Consider the following 17,878-nt stretch of genomic DNA (forward strand, 5'->3'; position numbering starts at 1 on the left):
ATTCTATCATCTCCAATAAGAACCTATTCTTCCACCGTCTGTTGCATTTAATACAATGTAGTCGGTCTGATATCCTTCTGTTTTTTTTCCGGCTGTTCCAAGTTCGGCAGTTGTATCTTCACTCTCGCTTATAGTGAAAAACCATGCCGGAATCAGCCAGGCATTTTGTGGATTCTTATATGCCGGTATATAAGTATATCCCAGTTCGACAGTTGCAACATCATAACCAAATATCGTCTTGTTCTCAGCAGGCTGACTGGAAGGGTAAAGATATTTCACCTGATCGATCAGGCGGCTTTCTATTTCATCAAATGCAAGAAGTTTTACATTCTCTGTAACTACCTTTTCTTCCTGACTCATGCCCTTCCATTTGAAGGAGCGGATCCCATCTTCTGTCACTACAATATAAATCTGCTCTACCGGCATGGAAGGTGCATATGCAAATCCACTATCATCTAAATATCCTGATTTATCCTGATTTATTTTTAATCCGGAAACAGAAGGAACGTAAGTAAGCCGATAACCTGTTTTTCCAAGATTTGGATCAGCATTCCATAATAATGCTTCTTGTTGTTCTAATATAGTGGCTTCCGGATAATCAGACTGTGCATACCAGAGGATTTTGTCTGATGACAACAACTGCATATTTTCGAGGTTCAGATCTTTCAGAATTTTTTCAGCTTCATCTTCTGCTGTCTCTTCTAAGAGAGTGGTTTCTTTCATCTGGTCTTTCAGTGTTTGTAGTTTCTCCATAAAAGATTCTTTTACGCTTCCTGCAGGAACTCCATATTCGGCTGTGCGATTCTCTCTTGCCAGATAGTTTTCAATAGTTGCCAGTTCGATCCCATTTCCTTCTGACCAGGAGAAGATACTATAATTTCCTGCTTCCGGATCGTAAGTTTCTGCATTGATCGTACCCTTTGCATCTGCACCAACCGTTGCCTGAAAATGAATCTCCATTCCATCCTGCTTTGTGGTATCCGGAAGAATATCATATCCGTCAGCTTCCAGTGATTTTCTTATTGCTTCATACGCCGGATCTGTCTTTTTTGATGTGTATTCAATCTGTCCAATTTCCTGCAATGGTGTCTGCTCCGGCGCAAGAGGAAGAACTTCTTCCACTAACTTTTCAAGCCCTGTTAAATCATACTCCACACTGTTGTCAGCATAGAATCCTTCCCTGTTCTTAATCTTATCTAAGAGGTTCTGATAGTATTCGCTGGTAAGTTCCTGCGTCTGATACAAAATCTCTCCGCCTGCAAAATAGGAAATAAGTCCGTTTAATTGTTCAAGCTCCAGTTTTTTCTGACTGACTTCAATTACCGGAAGATTTCCTGTCGTAACAGATTCTAATTCCTGATCTGCGTGAAAAACTCCTCGGTCATTACTCCATGTTACTGTTGTGTCCCAGTGTTCCGGCAGATTCAGTGTCTGCGTCTCTCCATCTTTCAAAGGGTCTGCAATTACATCCTCGCTTAATCCTCCGGCCTTACTGACAACTGCATTCTGATCTGGTGTCTTCTGACATCCCGTAAGTAACAGACCACAAGTAAGACTGACTGTCAGAATCGATGGTAAAATGATTTTGGTTCTCTTTTTCTTAATTGTCATGGCATCAATCCTCCATTTCCATTCCTGTTTGTGTGATACGAATTTCGTATCCTGAAAATTTGGAACAGGTTTTTTTCTTACATTCAGTTTAATCTTGTGGTGAAAGTACTGCAAGCGGATGGCCTTCAAGTACTGGATTACTGGACATGAGTATTTATAAATCAAAAAATGTTATTGAAACAACAAACATTCCATCTTCCATTTCATAGGCTAGATCTCCATCATATCGTGTAACAATCCGTTCCACACTTTTCAAGCCATATCCATGAAGAGATTTATCCTGCTTCGAAGTCAGAAAAGTATGTCCTGATTTGGCAGGAAGCTTATCGGTTCCATTCTTAATTTCAAGAAACAACATTCGCATATGCTGCTCAATCTTTATATTGATTTTCTTACGTTCTTTATCAGTCACTTTCTCACAGGCTTCCAGGGCATTGTCTAGCAGATTCCCAAATAGTGAACAGATCTCTCTTTCTTCCATCGTCAGACTGGATAGTGGTGTTACATCCAATTGGAAATCAATCCCTTTTTGTACTGCCAGGATTCGCTTTTGCCCAAGAATCAGATCCACTACATGATTTCCTGTATAAATCTGTGGATTGATTTTTACAAAATTTCTTCTGATTTCATCTACATAATTTTCCAGCTTTTCATATTCCTGATTTTTTACATATTCACTGATTACAAGATAATGATTCTTTGTATCATGAACGAGTTCTTTGTTTTGCTCGATGGAAGCTTTTATTTCCTCATATTTCTGTTTCTCCATCTCTTCTTTCATCAGAAGAAATGTATTTTGTCCTGTTATGTTTCTGTTTTTCCATATAAGAAATGTCATGACGCTGACAAGCACGATCATAGTAAGAAAACTGATGAGACTTCCTTTTAAGACATCCTGAATCACCGGAATTCCGGCTGTGGAGTACAGTAGTCCATACTTTAAAAGTTTCTGATACTCCAAAACGAGTGCTGATAACAGTACACCACATAAAACAAATACCCATTGAAATGCTTCTATGTCTTTTTTCTTCTTCCAGCTTCTTATTTTGAAAATGATAAAAAAGGAAATAATTAATAACAGGCTTTTTATCACACAAGCTTCTTCATTTTCATGGTAACGGAAAAATAGAATCTGAGGGTTTTCTGCCTGATTCCCATAAATAAATGCGAGAAGGTAGTAAATGATATATAAAAATAACATCATTGCTGCTTCATACATAGATGCGATCCCTGTAAGAAGAATCAATTTCTTTCGATAGGCAAGGAAACTTCCGAAAACCAAAATAAAAATCGTCAACAGGTATCCATAAGCACTAAACACAGATCTTTTGACCCATACAGAAATAATTGTTGAAGTGCTGATCAAAACAAAATAAAGAATCCATTTATCTTTCGTTTTCAGAGTCTTTCTGTCTATAACTGTTCCGAATAACAGATAATAGAAAAGGAAGGTTTCAAGAAAATTCAGTCCAATCCATATTCCAAGTGTATCCATCGTTACGAATTCCTCCAGTAGAGATTGATTTCTCGCTTTACTTCTGCAAGTCTTGCCTTACTTACCGGTACTTCATATCCTTTTTCGAGATAGATAGTGTCACCGCTTACTCTGCAAATCTGCTTTATATTAACAGCGTATCCACGTTCCACCAGAAGAAATTGTCTACTATTTAACATTTTCAGTGCATTTTCCAAAGAAGTTCGCTCTCTCACAACGCCTTGGGTAGTAACATAATTTACATACTTAGCACCTTTGGATTTATACAGATAAAGAATATCCTTATAAAGCAATTTCACCTGTTCTGTACCGTCTTTTATAATACAGAATTCTTTCTTTTGTTTTTGTAGCTTTTCAATAAGCTGTTCAGCAACTCCCGGAAGACGAAATTCTAGATCCTGTTTCAAAATATACTGATATGCTTCGATCCGATAACTTTCTGCCGCATATTCTTCATAAGATGTGATGAAGACAATGTACATGTCAGGGCAAAGCCTTCGGACCAATTTTCCCAGTTCCACTCCATCCAGCTGTTGCATCTGAATGTCTGTAAATAAAATATCCGCTGCTTCACCTTTCTGAATTTCCTCGAAGAAACTTTCGCCTGATACATATAGTTTAATCTCTACTTCGTGTTGTTCCTGTATATTTTCCTTTAGAGTCCGGAGAATTTGTTCTCTTGTCTGTTCTTCATCGTCAACGATTGCAATTTTTATCATAAGTTGAATTCACCTCGCCTCACATAATCAGTATCAGTATAACATACTTCGAACACGCATTCATATTATGGCCATAAAATATATTGGTTTGGGACATAAAAAAACGAAAGGCTCCTGCAGGAGCCTTTCAGACTACGGACTTTACAAGTTTCCGTTTTCATCTAGAAGATATATAGCAAAGACATTTCCAAGTTGCAGAGGATAACTTTCCTTGATGATGCCATCAAATACAATACGAATATGGTCACCGGCATTCAAATCAGGGAGCTCACCACTTTCTACTATATTTGTTGTTACAGAGAATTCTTCATCAACAGGAATACCACTATCAAAGGATTCTGAACATTTTACCTTAATTGATTTTTTCTTTACTTCAAGAACAGTTGCATCAAAATATACTTGTTCTTTTTCCTGTAATTTCTCAGAGGTATCTTGTTTACTATTGAAAGTGACAAATTCATCCCACAATTTATCGAAATTAACAAACTCATAATACTTTTCATCAATACCGAAATAATGTCCCGGACAGAGTGTAACGATGTCTTTTCCTTGGAAATAAAGCTTATAGTAAGTAACTGCTCCACTTGATAATGCTTGATTTTTATCAACTTCATCACCAAGCTCAACTTGATTTAGCAAATGGACGAACTTCTTCTTTTCCTGATCAGACAATGTATAGGAATAATTTCCATCTTTTCCACCTGTTGTGCCAGAAAGTTCGATTTTATCAATTTCAGACACATCTATAGTTCCAAACTCAATAGCAGAATTGGTGGTATTCTTATGACAGCCGGACAATAGAGTCATCATAATCAGTATGAATGATAGGATTATTTTTGAAACTGTTTTTTTACATTCTGTGTTAAACATTTTTCTGCCTCCTGCTAGTGTACTGCCTCATTGTTCGCTATTTTATCAAGTTTGGCAAAGTATTTTTACCATTTTTCTTTGAATCAATTATAACATGAACAAGTTTGCTTTTCACTTGTTATATGATAAATAAACGAAAAAATACATGAGTATGATTTTTCGTTTCATACTCATGCATTTTTTCTTACTTACTACCAGATGGAGCATCTGGAGGAGCACTTCCCTGAGGTTTCTCCATGTCTGCGTCAGGCTGTCTATTCCCTGGTCCGCCTTTCATGTCACCTCTTTCTCCACCATTGCCAGGCATTTCTCCTTGAGCGTTACTTCCATAAACCAGACTATCCATGGTAACGCTCTGCTCTGCTGTTCCGGCTGTTATAGTATAAGTCTCTCCCTGTTGGATTTCCGGGGTGCTTATGATAATGGAAGAATATTGTTTTTCTGCTGTCCAGCTGAGAAGTTCAGTGCTACTACTGTCAAGGAGTGAAATCTCTGTATTACCTTCCTGTTCATCAATATTTACCATAATAGTGCCCTGCGTTGAAGAAGAATTAAAATTTTGTGCCATACCCGAGGAACCGGATGCTGCAAATATGCCGCCGGTGATTTGGGCACTTCCATTGTAATCTAAGCTTCCATTTCCATCATTTGTAGGACCTGAAACATAGGTTTCTCCACCGGAAACTGTGATGTCTCCGTTGGAATCAATTCCGTCTCCGGAAGCATTTACATGAAGCACACCGCTAGAAATTTGAATATAGGCGCCTTCTGTGGATGCAAACTGGTCGTCTCCGCCCTGGAATCCTTCAGAACTACTACTATCGTTCCCGCCGGCAGCATTGATTCCATCATCAGATGCCAATACACTGATTTCACCGCCCGCAATATCAATACTCAATCCTTCGATACCCTCATAGCTTTGCGTAATGTCTATCTTTCCATCAGAAATAGTCACATTAGAAGCTGCATGAATTCCATCATCTCCTGCTGATATCGTATAAGTACCTCCAGCCAGATAAACGAACCCGGAACTGCTATCATCTTTATTTTGCGCATGGATACCATCTTTTCCTGATACAATCGTATAAGTGCCATTGGCAATACGCACGCTGTCTTTTCCGGAAAGTCCGTGACTGGCACTGGTGATTACGTAAGTTCCGCTTGTGAGAACGAGATCATCTTTGGATACAATTCCGTGTCCTTCCTGTGCTGTAACTGTAAGGGTTCCCTCTCCGTTCAGGGTCAGGTCTGATTTAGAAAATATAGCTGCATCAATATTATTTTCATCTATGGCGGTATAGGAACTTCCGCTATGCTCTAAGGTATTTTCTGTTCCTGAAGCTGTGGTAACGAATACCTTATCCGCCGAGCGGACATAGAATGCAGCGGATTGATTGTTAGAGATGCTTACTCCATTAAGAACAATCTGAACTTTGTCAGTATCTTCTGCTTCTACAATAACCATTCCGTCAGATAAAGAGCCTGAAAGAATATAGGTTCCTTCGTCTTTGATTGTTATGGTATTTTCCGTAATGGACACGGCATCAGACTCACAGCTGGAACTATTGTCAGCCAGAGAAATAGTGACACTTTCGGATTCGTCATAGCCTACTTCTTTATCACGATCTGAAAACATATCGGAAGCATCTGTTTCGGTGACAGAAGAACTTGTCGTAGTAGATGATTCTGTAGTTTGCTGTGTCGTATTTCCAATTTTTGTGTTACAGCCGGATAGCATCAAAGCTCCCATTGTGAGAAATAATATAATTGTTTTTTTTCGCATCAGTCATCGCCTCCTGAATTCTTATAATTCTCCGACTATAGTTTCCTGTCTGCACATCGTAATTTCCAGGTTGCCGTTTCTACAACGAAGAGCGTCGATCAGTTCTTTTTCTGTTGCAGGATCTTTTAAGGTTAAATTGTAAGTCAGCTTAAACAAGCTTCCCATATTTGTAGTTTTGATCTGTAGAATTTCATAATCTATTGTATATTTCTTTAAGATCTTGTCAAATACTCCGCTGTAGTCCAAATCTTCCGGTATCGTGATATGTAAAGTTTTGTAACGTGCTCCGTGTTTTCTTGTTCCAAAATCCAGACGATTATACAGAAGCATGATACTTCCAAGAATTGCAGCAGATAGCAAAGCATACGCCAGATATCCCATTCCAGCTACTAAACCGGAACACATGGCAAGAAAAATCGCTCCGATTTCTTTCGCAGACCCAGGAACTGAACGGAATCGGACGAGACTGAATGCTCCGGCAACAGCCACACCGGTTCCTACATTTCCATTGACCATCATGATTACTACACAAACCACTGCCGGAAGCAGCGCAAGTGTTGCTACAAAGCTTTTCGTATATTTTGTTCCATACATATAAGTACCGGCTAAGATCAGACCGATCACTAAGGCACATCCCACGCATAATAAGAAGTCAGAAATAGAAATCACACTGGTCATATTGGTATCAAAAATTCCCTGAAATAAAGTATTAGACATTGCTGTATTCTCCTTGTAAAGATTCTGTTAATATACGCTGATAAGCAGAACCGTATTTTGAAAATGATGTTTTGTATAAATGCTGTTTCGTAAGTACTTCACTCATCCAGAGTGGAATTCCTCCGGAAGTTTTAATTTCCATCAGTGTCTGATCATTTCCCAGTAAAGAAAATCCATAGATTTCGCTGCCAAGGGAAAAATCATTTCTCCGATACAGAATATTCTCATCAAAAGTTACACGAAAATCACTGCCGTCCAGAGAATAATAAGCTTCCCGTTCATAGGATAAAAATACGGATGGATGAAGATTTTCATAGTAATCGCGGAAATATTGAATTTCATTTCCAATCTGTGAATGAACCGGTAACGGTTCTCCAGTCTGAAAACTGTCCATAACCTTCTCTTCCGGAAGCTGTAACCTGCGTTTGTATACGACAGATTTATATTTTTTCTTGATTTCTACAAATACCGGATCTGTTTTCGTTACGGGTTTATAACTCCGAATCCGAAGCTTTTCTTTGTACACCGGTTTTTCCAGAGAACGCCGAATCAGCCGAAATGTATCAGTATCAAAATAGATATTTCTTATGACGGTTCTTCCGTAATCATCCAATTTCATATAAGGCTCCATTGCTAGAAGAATCTGCTCTTTTTCCTGTCTGTTCAGCAGATATTTCAATTCATAACGCTTAAAAGTCATTTGATAAGCCATCGTTTTCCTCCTGTTTTTTATTTTACATACATAAGATACTCCCGTAACCTTAATTAAACTTAAAAAAATTAAGGCTAGAAAAGAATATGAAAAAAGCCCGTATCAAACGTTATGTTTGTACGAGCTATGTGAATCAGTTATGTTGGAAAAACCACGGTAATCTTTAATGATTTTTCATCTTTTGTCTCTGCGCTTATCTTCCCATGATGGGACTCCACAGTTGCGGCAGCAATGGAAAGTCCCAAACCATATCCTCCGGTCTGAGAATTTCTGGAGGCATCTGTGCGATAAAACTGGTCAAACAAATGAGAAATCTGTTCTTTGGAAATAGATTCTGTTGTATTAAAAACAGACAGATAAATACGATTTTTCTTTTTTTCTAAAGCGAGTGAAAGAGTTCCATTTTCGTTCGTGTATTTTACTGCATTGTCAAGAAGAATTGTTATAAGTCCGCGGATTGCTTTCTCATCTCCGTTCATAGAAATCAGTGGTTCAATCTTGTTGTCCAGATTAATTTGATGCACTTTTGCTGGAGCCTGAAAGGTATGGCATACCTCTTCTACGATATCTGACAGTGGAAATTCTATTTTTGTGTCTCTGCTTACACCTTCTTCCATTCGGGAAAGCATAACAAGAGCATTGGTCAGATCGGCAAGTCGGCTTGTCTGTGCCTGTATATCCTGCAGCCATTCGTTTTCACCGAAGTCCATTTCTAAAATCTCTGCATCTGCATCAATAATGGTCAATGGGGTCTTCAATTCATGACCTGCATCTGTAATGAATCGTTTCTGCTTTTCGTAATTATCGGAAAACGGTTTTACGATACGTGCTGACAAACTAAGCATTAAAATAAATACAGATAAAAGTCCGACACCGGATACACTAAAGGTTGTAAGCAAAAAGTTGTGAAAATTATTTAATTGTCGTCTGCAATCCAGGAAAATGATGCGTACATTGCCGTTAGACGAATACATACGATATCTGTAATTATCCTGGAATCCTTCTTCTGATTTTTTGTTCCATACTTTGGAAGCATAGTTCACAGCTGTTTCAGTATCAACCGATGCAATCTTTGAAGTATCTGTTAAAATAATCGTTCCATTTGCGTCATACAAAACAGAAAAATATCTGGATTCGTATGGAATTTCTGCTGACATACCATGAGGATCATCTGTTTTCTCTCTTGGTTCCATTCTTGGAAAAGTTCCATCATTTTCTTCTAAGATATCAAGAATCCGGTCAGCATCCGCCACAATCTTCTTATGATTTATAATACCTACAATCCCTCCGATTACAAAAAGGACAAGGAAAAGAGAAACCATAGAAGTAGCGATCAATTTAATACGAAGTTTTTTAATCATGTCAGCTCCTCCAAAGAATATCCGGCATTTCTTGTTGCTTTAATCTGAATATCTGCGTGGAGGGCTGTTAATTTTTTCCTTAAATACGAAATATACACCCATACTACGTTGATTTCTGTATCGCTGTCATATCCCCAGATCTTTTCTAAAAAACGTTCGGAAGGAATCAATTGATGAGGATTGGACATCAAAAGTTCTAACATCTGAAATTCTTTATTCGCGAGTCGGAAACTGCCCTTTGCTGTAGATAGCTCAAAGGTTGCCTGATCTAACGTAACATTTCCAAAAGTCAGCTTAGATGTTGTCTGTGCCGACTGAGTTCTTGTGATAGCGCGAATTCTTGCTAACAGTTCTTTGGAATGAAAAGGTTTTGTCAAATAGTCGTTCGCTCCGGCATCCAGTCCTTCCACTTTATCATCAACTTCTGATTTTGCTGTCAACAATAAAATCGGAATCAGGTTTCCTTTTTCACGAACTTTTCTTAATACCGTAAGTCCATCGATCTTTGGCATCATAATATCTAAGATCACTCCGTCATAATTATCTGTTTCCAAATACTCCAAGGCACTTTGTCCGTCATAAACGGCGTCTACAGAATAATTATTTCTCTCCAAGATTGCTGTCAGTGCCTTTGATAATGCCTTTTCGTCTTCTGCTAATAATAAGCGCATGTGTAGTACTCCATATTTAGTTACTCTCTATCCTTCCCATATAGTAAAATCCTTTGCATTCATCAAGATGAACATCAACCAGCTGACCGATCAGGCTTTCATCCCCCGGGAAATGAACGAGCAGATTATTGCTCATGCGACCTGTCATCAGATGCTTATCATGTTCGTTGACACACTCTACGAGAACTGTCTGCACGGTTCCTTCATGAATTGCACACTGTTCTGCGGAAATTGTCTGAACCTCATGTAAAAGACGATTGAAACGATCCTTTACAACGTCTTCCGGAATCTGATCTTCCATAATGGCAGCAGGTGTTCCGGTACGTTTTGAATAAATAAAAGTAAACGCGCTGTCGTAACGGACTTTTCTTACAACATCAAGGGTCTCCTGGAAGTCCTCTTCTGTCTCACCAGGGAAACCGACAATAATATCTGTAGTAAGTGATATATCCGGAACTGCTTTGCGGATCTTTTCAGCAAGTGCAAGATACTGTTCTTTGTCATAATGACGGTTCATGAGTTTCAGGATCCGACTGCTTCCGGACTGAACCGGAAGATGCAGATGTTTACAGATTTTTTTTGATTTACTCATCACTTCAATCAGTTCATCTGACAGATCCTTCGGATGTGAAGTCATGAAACGGATTCTTTCAAGTCCTTCAATTTTTTCAATCTCCTGAAGAAGCTGTGCAAATGTCATCGGTTCTTCAAGGTTCTTTCCATAAGAATTGACATTCTGTCCAAGCAGCATGACTTCTACAACACCATCTGCAACAAGACGTTCGATCTCACGGATGATTGCCTTCGGTTCACGGCTTCTTTCACGTCCACGTACATAAGGTACAATACAGTAACTACAGAAGTTGTTACATCCAAACATGATATTTACACCAGATTTGAATGGATATTTTCTTTCAACCGGAAGATCTTCTACAATCTTGTCTGTATCTTTCCAGATATCAATGACTGTTCTGTCAGACTGTATTGCAGATGTTAAAAGTTCTGCAAATTTGTAAATGTTGTGTGTGCCGAAAATAAGGTCAACAAAGCGGTAGCTCTTTTTTAGTTTCTCAACAACTTCCGGTTCCTGCATCATGCATCCGCAAAGTGCGATCATCTTATGTGGATTCTTTTTCTTAATGGAACCAAGTTGTCCAAGACGTCCATAAACACGAAGGTTTGCGTTTTCACGAACAGTACAGGTATTGTAGATTACAAAATCCGCTTTCTCTTCATCCGTTTCTTCTGCATACCCAACCTTCTCTAAAATACCAAGCAGTTTTTCAGAGTCCCTCGAATTCATCTGACAACCAAATGTCGTCACACACGCAGTTAATGGACGCCCCAGTTTCTCAGACATTTCAGCAACATATTCTTTTGCTTTTTCCATAAAATAATACTGGCGTGCAGGCTCTTCCAACGGAGCATTCTCCACCAGCTTTACATTTTCAATTATCTCTTTCATTCTCATTTCCTTTATACAAACTGATTGCAGGATGCATCATAAGCATAGTCAATCAGATCTAATTTATCTGTAAGTTCTTTTTTATTCACTTCCATCTCTTTACATAACTGATCCAGTGATGGATAAAAATCTCTGAGCTTTGTATTCACAACACTCAAAAGGATGACCGGATCCTGTGGTAAATTCTGTAACATGATCCTAGTTTCCTTTCTTGTTCATATATTTTTCGCCATACTTCTCACCAAGATTAACAATACTTCCATCTTTTTGTTCCATGTCAATATTGTTCAGCTGGCTTCTTAAGTTCACTCGGATAAGTTCCATATATTCTTTACGAAGAATCTTCTGTTCTTTCGCTTCTTCCGGAGTGAGTCCTTCCGCTTTTGATTTTTTATATAATTCATTGATACGATCAATCTTCTTTTGTTCCATTGTCTATATCTCTCCTTTTTCTTGTTCCGTTTAATGTTGCGATATTCTTTACTGTTCACTACCGTGTCAATCACTCCGCTGATTGACACGGAGGATGCGTATTTTGACTTGAATGCATCTCGCCCCATCGCCAAAGGCGATTTAAAATGGCGAGATGCGTTGCTGGTCGCACCTCGTGTGAACAGTAACCGATATTTTTTCCGCTGACTCTGTATTATACACGATTCTGTGCACTTCGTCCACTTTTTTAACTGGAATAATTCTCAAGAAAACCATACAGTTCTTCGGCAGACTTAAGATAGATTCCATTTTTCAGATCCTGTTGTACTTCATCCGGCAGATTATTTACGGATAGGCTGGTTGTTTCGTAAAGGGTTGTCCCATCTTGCAGATAGACAGCAACATATCCATGCAGCTCTTTCAGATAATAGGCATCATCTGAAACAGACTCTCCTTTGGCTGAACTGCGTCTGGTTTGAATGGAATCATTTTTTTCATTTTTAGTCAGTTCTATAGCTTTTTCCTTTTCCAGTAGATTGTTGTAACTAACCTGATAACCTGCAATCAAACATCCGGTAATCAGAAATAAAACAGAAAAAAAGCCAATCATGTATTTTTTCATCGCAAATCGCTCCTTTTTTCATACAGTATTGGCTTTTTTATTTTTTTTATTCTTCTACTTTTACGGCTGGAAGCAGATGGAATTTCTTAGAAATTCTCAGGATACGTCCACCCATTGGAAGATCAAGGATATCATCTTCAGAAAGTGTTCCGATCTTCAACATAACAACCGCATAAACAAGTATTGCTACAAACAGTGAAATGCATACTGGAATTACACGACCGCCGATCAGTGTATCAAACAGTCTGAATACGCCGAAAGTTACAATGCCCATCACTGCTGCTGCAGCGAATGGTTTTCCGAAAGTGCTTACAAAATCGATTTTGAAACCGCTGACTTTTCGAATCTTGAGCAGGTTCAAAATACTCATTGCAAGTGCAAATACAATATTTCCACCCACCAGTGCATAGACGTTCATCTTGAATACAGTCATCATCAGTACAAATGCTACCAGATGAATCCCAAGAGCTGCTGCAGCATTCTTTGCGGGACTTGTCATGTAGTTTAATCCATGAAGAATGGAATTCGTTACAGAGGAAAGTCCATACAGTACAACAACGATAGCTCCTGCCATCAATAGATGTGCCGGTGTTGCACTGGAGTCATTGTACAGCAGAACCATAATTGGGGAAGCAAGTACGAAATAACCGATACAACTCGGAATAGCAATTACCATTGTAAGACGTAATGTCTGGTTAATCTTACTGTGAACCTGTTTTTTTGTACCTGCTGTAACAACAGCTGTAAGACTTGGCACAAGAGATGTTCCAAGTGCATTTGCAATTGCCATCGGGACATTGATCAGGGTGTCGTATTTACCGGTGTAAATACCCTGAAGAGCCATGTATTCTTTCTCTACATAGCCTTGTGACTCCATAACATGATTAAAGATTGTAAGGTCGATAATCTGGTTAATATTATATACAGCGGTACTGAATACAACGGGGATTGCTGTTAAAAGTAATGCTTTCAGAAGGAAAGAATAACTTTCAACATTCTGGGTGCGGTCTCTTTTAAGCTGTTTGCGTATTACATTTTTATATAAAAAAATGACAAACAAAAGAAATAACAATCCAGATAAAGAGCCGACAACCGTTCCAAGTGTACTTCCGGCAGCACCGTAAGCAGGTCCGAGAAGCTCCTCTCCGGATTTTTCTCCTGCTTTTGTTCCGATGCCAAAGAGGACACTTGCGCCGACAATACTGATCACGGCATTAAATACCTGCTCAATGATCTGTGAGATAGCTGTTGGAAGCATTGTTCCCATTCCCTGGAAATATCCACGGATAACAGCCATGACTGCAACGATCAGAAGTCCCGGGGCAAGAACCCGCAGTGCGTAAACGCTAAGTGGAGATTTCATTAAATGTGTTGAAATCAGTCCTGCTCCCAAAAAGATTGTCAGCGAGATGAATAATCCAACACCGATTGCAAAAGCAAGTGAACAGATAAATACACGGAATGCATTTCGTCTCTGACGCTTTGCAAGTCGGATCGATACCAGCTTGGATACGGCAGTCGGAAGGCTGAATGATGAAATCATCAGAGCGATTGCATAGACCTGATAGGCATATCCATAAAATCCGTTTCCTTCATCTCCTAAAATATTCGTCAGCGGAATCCTGTAGACTACGCCTATGATTTTTGTAAGTACAGCTGCTGCTGCAAGTATCGAACCCTGGACAATATAATCATCCTTTTTCGTTCGTTTTTTCGTTGTTTGTGCCTCAGTTTCAGACATAACTTCCTCCTAGTGTCCCATTCCTTAAAATCTATTTAATATATGTATCCTATCAGCGGAAAATACCGACTTTTTCCATGATTTCTTTCTGTTTCGCTTCCATGACAACACGCTCTTCATCAACCATGTGATCGTATCCAAATAAGTGAAGCATACTGTGTGCAATCAGGAAAGCATACTCTCTTTTGGGTAAATGTCCATATTCTTCAGCCTGGGATAACACTTTTTCCTTTGAGATAACGATATCACCAAGCATCAATTCTCCGGATTCCGGATTAAAGGCTTCTGCACTTTCTTCATCAATCACGGAAAAATCTCCCGGTTCTTCGTATTCGATCATAGGGAAAGAAAGTACATCTGTTGGGCGGTCAATTCCACGTTGTTCCAGATTCATTTCGTGAATCTGGGCATTCTCTGTTAAAAGAAGATTGATCTCTGCTTCATAAGGACAGTCTGCAAGTTCTAATGCAGCGTCAATAACTAATGCGGCAATCTCTTCTGTATCAAAGTCTAACTTTATATTCCCCTCTTCTTCGATAAAAAGACTCATCCTTTTTTCCTCCTGTTTTCTCTCGGTCTGGACGATTTCTTCTCATAGTCCTCATATGCTTTTACAATTTTCTGAACTAATGGATGTCTTACAACATCTTTGCTTGTCAGCGTACAGATGTTGATCCCTTCCAGATCTTTTACAACCTTTACAGCAACATCAAGTCCGGATATTGTTCCGGATGGAAGATCTTTCTGCGTAGAATCACCTGTAATGACAACTTTGGATCCAAAACCAATTCTTGTTAAGAACATCTTCATCTGGGCCGGCGTTGTATTCTGTGCTTCATCAAGGATAATGAACGCATTATCTAAAGTACGCCCGCGCATATATGCCAGAGGAGCAACCTCAATCAATCCTTTTTCAGAATTCTTAAGAAAACTGTCAGCTCCCATGATCTGATAAAGCGCGTCATATAAAGGTCTTAAATACGGATCAATCTTGCTTTGCAGGTCTCCCGGAAGAAATCCTAGCTTCTCTCCGGCTTCAATTGCCGGGCGCGTCAGGATGATTCTGCTTACTTCTTCGCGTTTGAATGCTGTGATTGCCATTGCCATCGCAAGATAGGTCTTTCCTGTTCCGGCAGGTCCGAGACCGAAAGTGATCATTCCATTACGAATTGCATCAACATATTTTTTCTGACCTAATGTTTTAGGTTTGATTGGTTTTCCCTGTAGTGTATGACAGATCAGATCTTTATCAATAGAAACAAGGGCTTCTTCCTGATCTTCAAATACGAGCGAGATTGCATAGTCTACATTCTGTTCCGTAATCGTATTCCCTCGTTTAGCAAGTTCCACAAGCTGTGTAAGTACACGCTGGGCTTTCTGTGCAGCAATTGTATCTCCTACAATCTTGGTTGCACCGTCACGTGAAATCAATGTGACATGAAAAGTTCTTTCTATTTTCTTTATATAAGTATCAAACTGGCCAAATACATTCATCTCGTATTCAGCCGGAATATCAATGATCAGTTCCGACAGACTCATCCGGTTCGTTCCTTTCTAAAGTTATTCTTTCGGTCTCTGTTTCCTCTTCAATCTGCTGATTCAGATAGAGCGTACCTGAAGCCGTTGCCTTTTCGGCAGATATATATATCTTAACATTTTTTTCATTAATTTGAATACCCTTTTCCTCTAAATCTTTACAAAAATAGCGAAATCGACTGCTTAAAATTGTCTGCATCTCTTTTTTTGTATATTTTATTTTCTTGAAGCCGTATTTTTTTATTGTTTCATGCCCATAAAAAATCGGAAGTGAAAAATTTTCTCCCAGTTTTAACTGATGTGCTATACACAATTTTTCAGAAGTAGCGGACATTTTTGGCTTCCATGTTTCTAACCGGACAGAGCCGATTTGAATAAATCCGGACTTTTTTGTTTCTTTTGTATATACTTTTTTATTATGATAACAGGAAATTATATCCAGATAAGAAATCTGTGTATCAGCGAAAATATCTGCATCGGCATGCGTATATTGATATCCGGTAATTTCACCACTGTCATCCAGGATGTCAATCCGTCCAGATACAAGTAAAGTTCCTTTCGTTACAGAATCCCCGATATGTACCTGGGGAATGCCGGTGCGTGTAATTAAATTTGTAATGATTCCATCAGTAGAAGCAACAAGATCAGCAGGTAAAGAATCTGTCTTGTTACTCTTATCTGTCTGAGTAGATGAGATAATAGGAAGCGCATCTTCATTTTCTTTTATCTGTATTTTTAACCGGCTGCCATCAAGAGAAGCAGATGCCCAAACGATATCATTATATTCCTTTCGAAGGGCTTTGACAATCCCCTGACAATCTACATTTTTCTTTTGCATTCCAGGATAAATCCCCTCTTCTTTCAGAAACGTTGTCAAGGTCGTGTCGGTCCATCTTTTATTTCCCTGAAAATGAATATCCCATAGAAATTGCGAGTAACAATCGATTAGATAAATGCATAGGAAGATGCTGATAAAGAATAGTTTTCTTTTTCGGTAGCGATAAAGAAAAAAAGGAAAGCCATACCGTTTTTTTAGTATGACTTTTGTATGTGTTTTTCTGACATAAGGACGAATCTTTCGAAAATCAGATAAACTCAAGTATAATTCATAATTTGTTCCGATACGGGTCAATCCCCAGAATCGGATGCGGTGATAACAGCAGAGATTCAGAAATCGTTCTGGGGAGTATCCTTTGATCTGAATCTTCACATAACCGGACAAGTAGCGGATCAGGCAATGAATCACCCCGGATTCCTCCCCTCGGTAAATTCTAAAGATGATAATGCTCCAGTTACTTTCATCTCATCATTTGTGTAGTATTGAATCCGGAGTCGTTTTCCCTGGATCCGGATCTGTCCTGCCCGCGTCTGCACACGGATCAGTGCATCGGTGTATTCAATAATGCCCCGATAATTTTCAATGCATAATTCATTTCGTCCTAAAATGGTTATAACAGAAGCATTCTGAATCACATCTTTTGGGAGATCCATTGCGGATACCATCTTTTCTTTGATCTGCTCTCGGTTCATTGAAGTTTTTTATATAAAAATCCTTTGTCATCAGTATATGAATATATCACGATGTCCTATACCAGTTGTTTTCTGTGACAGATCTCTATTTATGATAAGGTTCACCGTTGATGATCCGATAACTTCTGTATATCTGCTCTAACAGAATAACCCGCATCAACTGGTGTGGAAAGGTCATCTTGGAAAAGCTTAATGCATAGTTCGATCTTGCGAGCACTTCTTTGCCCAAACCAATGGATCCGCCAATGATAAATGTGATATGGCTTGTTCCCTGAATTCCAAGTTGATTGATTTTTGCAGAAAGTTCTTCAGAACTAAGAAGCTTTCCGTTAATCTCAAGAGTGATCACATAGGTATCCTCTTTTACATATTTCATAATGCGTTCAGCTTCTTTATCGCGAATTATATTTTCCACGACATCACTTGCATGGTTAGGTGTCTTTTCATCAGCTACTTCTATAATCTCCAGTTTGCAGTATCGGCTCAATCGCTTGCTGTATTCTGCGATTGCATCTCGCAGATATTTTTCTTTTATCTTTCCTACGGTTATTAATGTAATCTTCATTTTTCTGTTCTTTCTGAATAAATTTTAATCGTGTATGACTGTTAACTG

General features: G+C 38.8%; 19 protein-coding genes. All 19 read right to left on the reverse strand.

All coding sequences use genetic code 11. The features are described 5' to 3' along the window. Window positions 1–6 precede the first annotated feature (6 nt). Complete coding sequence (locus tag LI126_RS08455; RefSeq protein ID WP_227165193.1) at window positions 7–1,611, reverse strand: DUF6034 family protein; 1,605 nt, start codon at window positions 1,609–1,611, stop codon at window positions 7–9. Between the two features lie 154 nt (window positions 1,612–1,765). Continuing rightward, entirely contained in the window at window positions 1,766–3,106 is a 1,341-nt protein-coding gene (locus LI126_RS08460) for a sensor histidine kinase (protein ID WP_227165194.1), read from the reverse strand. 2 nt (window positions 3,107–3,108) lie between these two features. Continuing rightward, the gene (locus LI126_RS08465; protein ID WP_227165195.1) at window positions 3,109–3,825 is read right to left on the reverse strand and encodes a LytR/AlgR family response regulator transcription factor; all 717 of its coding nucleotides are present in this window, start codon (window positions 3,823–3,825) and stop codon (window positions 3,109–3,111) included. A gap of 141 nt (window positions 3,826–3,966) precedes the next feature. Next, window positions 3,967–4,695: a hypothetical protein gene (locus LI126_RS08470; RefSeq protein WP_227165196.1), complete on the reverse strand. Its 729-nt coding sequence runs from the start codon at window positions 4,693–4,695 to the stop codon at window positions 3,967–3,969. A gap of 184 nt (window positions 4,696–4,879) precedes the next feature. Beyond that, on the reverse strand, window positions 4,880–6,478 hold the full coding sequence (locus LI126_RS08475; RefSeq protein ID WP_227165197.1) for a carbohydrate-binding domain-containing protein: 1,599 nt from the start codon (window positions 6,476–6,478) through the stop codon (window positions 4,880–4,882). A 21-nt stretch (window positions 6,479–6,499) separates the two neighbouring features. Beyond that, on the reverse strand, window positions 6,500–7,195 hold the full coding sequence (locus LI126_RS08480) for a DUF4956 domain-containing protein (RefSeq protein ID WP_227165198.1): 696 nt from the start codon (window positions 7,193–7,195) through the stop codon (window positions 6,500–6,502). Beyond that, window positions 7,188–7,907 (reverse strand): polyphosphate polymerase domain-containing protein, encoded by a 720-nt coding sequence (locus LI126_RS08485; protein WP_227165199.1) that lies wholly within the window; start codon window positions 7,905–7,907, stop codon window positions 7,188–7,190. Before LI126_RS08485 ends, LI126_RS08480 begins: the two co-directional genes overlap by 8 nt. Window positions 7,908–8,044: 137 nt before the next feature. Then, entirely contained in the window at window positions 8,045–9,268 is a 1,224-nt protein-coding gene (locus tag LI126_RS08490; RefSeq protein ID WP_227165200.1) for a sensor histidine kinase, read from the reverse strand. Then, the gene (locus LI126_RS08495; RefSeq protein ID WP_195942654.1) at window positions 9,265–9,939 is read right to left on the reverse strand and encodes a response regulator transcription factor; all 675 of its coding nucleotides are present in this window, start codon (window positions 9,937–9,939) and stop codon (window positions 9,265–9,267) included. The genes LI126_RS08490 and LI126_RS08495 overlap by 4 nt, the downstream gene beginning before the upstream one ends. Before the next feature lie 16 nt (window positions 9,940–9,955). Then, complete coding sequence (miaB, locus tag LI126_RS08500) at window positions 9,956–11,404, reverse strand: tRNA (N6-isopentenyl adenosine(37)-C2)-methylthiotransferase MiaB (RefSeq protein WP_227165201.1); 1,449 nt, start codon at window positions 11,402–11,404, stop codon at window positions 9,956–9,958. Between the two features lie 11 nt (window positions 11,405–11,415). Further along, window positions 11,416–11,598, reverse strand: coding sequence for a DUF4250 domain-containing protein (locus LI126_RS08505; RefSeq protein WP_226870675.1), 183 nt, complete (start codon window positions 11,596–11,598; stop codon window positions 11,416–11,418). 4 nt (window positions 11,599–11,602) lie between these two features. Further along, window positions 11,603–11,836, reverse strand: coding sequence for a DUF896 domain-containing protein (locus tag LI126_RS08510; RefSeq protein ID WP_015529262.1), 234 nt, complete (start codon window positions 11,834–11,836; stop codon window positions 11,603–11,605). Window positions 11,837–12,083: 247 nt separating this feature from the next. After that, window positions 12,084–12,458 carry a hypothetical protein gene (locus LI126_RS08515; protein ID WP_054751224.1) on the reverse strand — a complete coding sequence of 125 codons (375 nt, stop codon included), beginning with the start codon at window positions 12,456–12,458 and terminating at the stop codon, window positions 12,084–12,086. 46 nt (window positions 12,459–12,504) lie between these two features. Then, window positions 12,505–14,199 carry a putative polysaccharide biosynthesis protein gene (locus LI126_RS08520; protein WP_227165202.1) on the reverse strand — a complete coding sequence of 565 codons (1,695 nt, stop codon included), beginning with the start codon at window positions 14,197–14,199 and terminating at the stop codon, window positions 12,505–12,507. Between the two features lie 52 nt (window positions 14,200–14,251). Beyond that, the gene (gene ybeY / locus LI126_RS08525) at window positions 14,252–14,749 is read right to left on the reverse strand and encodes an rRNA maturation RNase YbeY (protein WP_015529265.1); all 498 of its coding nucleotides are present in this window, start codon (window positions 14,747–14,749) and stop codon (window positions 14,252–14,254) included. Continuing rightward, window positions 14,746–15,738 (reverse strand): PhoH family protein, encoded by a 993-nt coding sequence (locus tag LI126_RS08530; protein WP_015529266.1) that lies wholly within the window; start codon window positions 15,736–15,738, stop codon window positions 14,746–14,748. The genes ybeY and LI126_RS08530 overlap by 4 nt, the downstream gene beginning before the upstream one ends. Beyond that, window positions 15,713–16,981: a sporulation protein YqfD gene (locus LI126_RS08535; RefSeq protein WP_227165203.1), complete on the reverse strand. Its 1,269-nt coding sequence runs from the start codon at window positions 16,979–16,981 to the stop codon at window positions 15,713–15,715. Before LI126_RS08535 ends, LI126_RS08530 begins: the two co-directional genes overlap by 26 nt. Continuing rightward, window positions 16,978–17,265: a sporulation protein YqfC gene (yqfC, locus tag LI126_RS08540; protein WP_227165204.1), complete on the reverse strand. Its 288-nt coding sequence runs from the start codon at window positions 17,263–17,265 to the stop codon at window positions 16,978–16,980. The genes LI126_RS08535 and yqfC overlap by 4 nt, the downstream gene beginning before the upstream one ends. A gap of 85 nt (window positions 17,266–17,350) precedes the next feature. After that, complete coding sequence (gene rlmH / locus LI126_RS08545; RefSeq protein WP_227165205.1) at window positions 17,351–17,830, reverse strand: 23S rRNA (pseudouridine(1915)-N(3))-methyltransferase RlmH; 480 nt, start codon at window positions 17,828–17,830, stop codon at window positions 17,351–17,353. Window positions 17,831–17,878 lie beyond the last annotated feature (48 nt).

Origin of the sequence: Mediterraneibacter sp. 210702-DFI.5.30 (assembly GCF_020560115.1) — a bacterium.
Lineage (GTDB): Bacteria > Bacillota > Clostridia > Lachnospirales > Lachnospiraceae > Mediterraneibacter > Mediterraneibacter faecis.